This window comes from Trebonia sp. (assembly GCF_049794275.1).
Classification (GTDB): domain Bacteria; phylum Actinomycetota; class Actinomycetes; order Streptosporangiales; family Streptosporangiaceae; genus Trebonia.
In genome coordinates, this window is record NZ_JBARCR010000835.1 from 1 (window position 1) to 4,856 (window position 4,856).

Here is a 4,856-nt window from a genome sequence, read left to right on the forward strand (position 1 = left end):
CCCCAGCGAGCGGTCGTCACCAGCAAGGACACCAGCGTTGCCACCGTGAACTGCCAGGCTGTCAGCGACAGGGCATCGGAGCCGTCATCGAAACGCTTGGCGACAATCGTGTACAGACTCGCGCTCAGCACGCCGCCAGCCACCAGCAGATCACCGGCCGCTGTGCCGTGGCGGGCTCCTGCGCCCGCCAGCACAGCCAGCCCCGCTAGCGCGGTCACGACCGCGAAGATCGCTGGCCGGGTGATGGTCTCCCGCAGCAGCACCGCGGCCAGCAACACCACCAGCCCGGATTCCAGGCCGCTGATTACGGCCCCGTGCACCGCGCTGGTCAGCGACAGGCCGAAGGTGTCGCCCAGGTAGGCCAGGGCTGGCTCGAGCAGACCCAGCAGGGCAGGAAGCCACCAGGACCGAGGCCGACGGTAACCGCGGATAAGCAAGGCGGCCCACAAAACGCCCGCCCCCGCCAGCAGCTCGACGCTGAGCAAGGTCACCGGGTCGAAGCCACCCAAGGCATATTTCGTCCCAGTCACCGCCATCCCCCACAGCCCGGCCGCAACCAGCAGCGCGGCCGTGGGACTGCGCAACCCAGCCATGCTAGGGCCGCCGTCCTGGCCGGGCCTGCTGGCCGCACAGACAGAACTGGCCGCGGTGACAGCCCCCCGCCGGAGTTAGGCTGCCACAGCAATCCAGGTCAGGCATCCGGGTGCTGCCACGCCGCGGCAACCAGGCCGCGAATGGTGGAACGGCCATCTGCGGCATAACGATGCTCCCCCGGTCGCAGGATCGATTCATGCGACCGTAGGCAGGCCGGCACCCGGGACGAATCGACAGGTGTTGCCCATCTTTCAGGCCGAGATACCTAGATTGAGACCCGGCGCTGTAACGTCCCGCGTGCTGATCCGCGCGCCCAATGCAGCTAGGTACGGCGGCCAAGCCAGGCAGATGAATGATTCGCGCGGGCGCACCCGCCGGTGGCAACGCTGAGCTCGGGCCCGGCGTCCTCAGAAGGTGCGAGGCTGGCGGCCCATTTCCCAGAGCAAGCGCTGATTGCAAGTCCAAGGCCCCGCAAGGCTTGTTGGTGTAGCCGTGCGCTGTGCCGTGGAAAATTGGAACTCGCTGAAGACTGCTAGCTGAACGGTGGCGAATGCGGCATTAAACAGCACGACACCGTGCAGCAGGACCTGGTCGGCACCGGGTGACCGCATTCGCGACTAGCGGCGGAGTGCCGGTGCCGCCCGGGTTTTACTTCAGGATCCAGGCATGCAGCGAGTAGAGCGTCGGGAGTCCGTAACGGTCGGGCGCATAGGTGATATTGAACCGGTGCCCATACAGCCGCGAGGCGCGTTCTTGCCGTGCGCCTGGTCCCAAGCGCTCTTCAGCACGACATATTCAAGAGCTGCCAGCCGCAGGTACCCACGCTCGGGCGCATAGACCAGGGCCTCGAGATGCCGGAGCAGCGCAGCCGGGGTACCCACCAGGGTCCCGTTGACATAGTGGACCCCATCGCGATACACGCGATGCCGTTCTTTCCTTGGACAGCCCGTAACCAGCCTTCTCGGTCGTGGTGAGTGAGTCGAACCTCCTCATGGCGTGACGAGCGATCGCCACCGGTCCCGGCCACTATCGGCTCGCCGGGAGCGGTTCGACCCGGGCGGAGGGCGGCCGGCCTCGAAAGATGGGTATGCGGCGGCCGCAATTTAGGGAGATGGCTCCGATGCAGCCGTGTACTCCCCGTTCTTACGCTCTAGCTGCCCCCGCCAGCGACTACCTGAGGAAGACACTAGCTACATGGATATCCGCACCTGATCCGCCCGCCGTGCCCGTCGCCACGACGGCACGGTGTGCACATTCGATCTGGCTGAGAGAAGATCCTGAATATGATGCTGCTGGAGCGCGAGCCGGTGCTGGCCTCCCTACGCCAGTACGCGCACGAAGCGAGTCAGGGTGAAGGGCGGCTCGTCCTGATCGCCGGTGAGGCGGGCGCGGGAAAGTCGGTGCTGGTCGAGCGGTTCCAGCGCGATCTGCCCGATGCTATCTGGTCGTGGGGCGCCTGCGACGGGCTCTCGACGCCGCAGCCGCTCGCCCCGTTGTTCGACCTCGCCCGCGATCTCGGCGGCACGCTGGAGGATTTGTGTCGCGGCCAGCCTGAACGAGACGAACTGTTCGCCGCGCTGCTGACGCAAGTCACCGGTGATGATCGGCTCAACGTGATCGTGATCGAGGACATCCACTGGGCGGACGAGGCGACGCTCGACCTGATGCGGTTTCTCACACGTCGCATCCGCGCAGCGTCGGTGCTGGTTATCGCCACGTATCGGGGCGACTGGCTGGCACCATCGAGCCCGCTGCGTCTCGCATTGGGTGAACTCGCCGCGAGGCGGTGGGCGCGTCGGCTCGAGCTGCCGCCGCTGTCGGTCGAGGCCGTCCGGACGATGGCCGACGGGACCGGTCTCGACGCCGGCCAGTTGTACCGGCTCACTGGCGGCAATCCCTTCTACGTCACCGAGATGCTCGAGGCCGGGACACACGGAGTCCCGCTATCGGCGCGTGACGCGACCCTCTCGCGCACCGGACGGCTCAGCGGCACGGCCCGGCAGGTACTTGAGACTGCCGCGCTCATGGGTGTGCGGATCGACGCGGGCCTGCTCGCCGACCGGCAGTCTGAGCTGGACGAACTCAGTGCGTCTGGACTGCTGGTCGACGAAGGAATCGGCCTGCGCTTCCGGCACGAGATCGCCCGGCTGGCGATCGCGCAGGAGATCCCCGCCCATCGGCAGGCGCTGATCCACGCCAGGATCCTCAACGCGCTGCGGGCCGGCGGCAGCCGCGATGACGCGCGCATGGCCTTCCACGCTGAGGGTGCTGGCGACGAAGAAGCAGTCGTCCGGCACGCATCTCTCGCCGCGAGACGAGCCGTTGATCTCGGCTCACATCGCGAGGCTGCGGCCCAGTACGAGCGCGCATTGCGATGGGCCGCGCATTCCGCGCCGTCCGCTCAGGCCGAGCTCTACACGGGCCTTGCCGAAGAGGCGACTCTCAGCGACCAATCGCAAACCGCGGCCGACGCCGACGAGCAGGCGCTCCGGCTTTGGCGGCTGCTCAAAGATCGCCGTCATGAGGGCGAGTCGTTGCAGCGCTACTCGCTGACGCTGAAACACCTGTGCCGTGGCGATGAAGCGGTAGGCGCCGCCATCGAAGCGATCAACACGCTCGAGCCGCTCGGCGGGACGCGCGAGTTGGCCCGGGCGTACGTGACGCTGGCTTCCCTCAGAATGACGCGCAGCGAGAACGACCAGGCGATCGATTTGGCCCGGCGAGCGCAGGCTCTCGCCCGTTCGCTTGACGCATCCGACGTCGTTGCCGATGCGCTGAACACCGAGGGCTGCGCCGCGTCCGCGACCGACCCGAGCTGGGCCGGGCTGATTCGCCGCTCACTCGAGCTGGCCATCTCCCGCAACCTGCCCAATCAGGCCGGTCGCGCCTACAGCAATCTGTACGGCATCGCGTGCGACCAGTTCCGGTTCGACGAAGGTGAGCAGTATTACCGCGACGGCGTCGCCTACTGCGAGCAGAACGACCTGGACAGGCACTTCCATTTCCTGCGCGCAGCTCACACCATCGTCCTTGAACATCGTGGGCGCTGGGACGAAGCGGTGGCGATCAGCGCTCAGCTGCTCGAGGAAAGCTCGGCCGCCCCGCTGCACCAGATCTGCGCGCAGGCCTTGATCGGCGTGATCTATGCGCGCCGCGGCGAGCCGGGGGTCTGGCGTGTCCTCGACAGCGCGATCGCCAACGCGGCACCGACCGGACAGCCGCAGTACGTCATACCGGCCCGGCTCGCCCGGACCGAGGCATTCCTGACCGAAGGCCGAGTTGACGAGGCGCGGCACGAAGCCGAGCTGGCCGCCGATGCCGCGCACGACATCGACGAGTGGATGCGCGGCGCGCTGCGCCGCTGGCTTTACCGCACGGGCTCCGACCGGATCGTCGATGGCCCGATTGCCGAGCCATACCGGCTCCAGGAATTCGGCGAGCACGCGGCGGCGGCGCGTATCTGGGATGAGCTCGGCTGCTGCCTAGACGCGGCGCTTGCCCTGCTTGACTCGTCGGACGAAGACGACTTGCGCGACGCACTGCGGCGCCTCGATGAACTAGGCGCCAGGGCGACGGCCGGCCTCGCTCGCCAGAAGCTGCGCCAGGTAGGTGCCCGGTCGGTGCCGGTCGGCCCGCGCCGAGCTACCCGGGCGCACCCCCTCGGGCTTACCCCCCGTGAGTGCGAAGTGCTCGAGTTGATCTGCGAACGAAAGACCAACACCCAGATCGCCCGCGCCTTGTTCATATCGGCCAAGACGGTCAATCACCACGTCTCATCCGTGCTGGCCAAACTCGGCGTCGAGACCCGTGAGGCAGCCGCTGATATGAGCCGGAACCTGACTGCCTAATCGAGCCGCACCCGGAAGCGCAGGGACGCCCCACGTTCCTCTCAGGACACCCAAGACCAGTGAACTAACTTCCCCGCCCGCTTGGGCATGCGGTCATGCGGCTCCATCCCACGCAGCCGCCACCCGCGGGGAAGGAGCATTCGATCGAGAAGGTCAGCCCGTGGAGCTGCGGCCGATCGCAACCGCTGCGCGCGCCTGAAACCTTCCCCGCGCCCCGCGGTAATCCGCCTCGGGAATGCATCCCCGGCTCAGTGCACGGCGAAGCCTGCCGCACACTGCTGACGGAGATCAAGAGGATCCTCATACGTCGGGTGGGTGTCCTGCACTTAACTGGCGGATCTGCGCCCGCACAGTGCTGAGACTGCCAGGCTGGAGACCAGCGAATATTCGGCGACCGGCGCGCCTCGGCCTGGT

The 4,856-nt window shown here is 67.3% G+C and carries 2 protein-coding genes; one reads left to right on the top strand and one right to left on the bottom strand.

Annotated elements, in window-relative coordinates:
- Positions 1-584 (bottom strand): DMT family transporter (locus tag WA805_RS21685; RefSeq protein WP_425243247.1); only part of this gene is annotated, 584 nt, incomplete at its 3' end.
- A gap of 1,293 nt (positions 585-1,877) precedes the next feature.
- Here WA805_RS21685 and WA805_RS21690 point away from each other — a divergent pair.
- On the top strand, positions 1,878-4,442 hold the full coding sequence (locus WA805_RS21690) for a helix-turn-helix transcriptional regulator (RefSeq protein ID WP_425243248.1): 2,565 nt from the start codon (positions 1,878-1,880) through the stop codon (positions 4,440-4,442).
- The last annotated feature ends 414 nt before the right edge of the window (positions 4,443-4,856 follow it).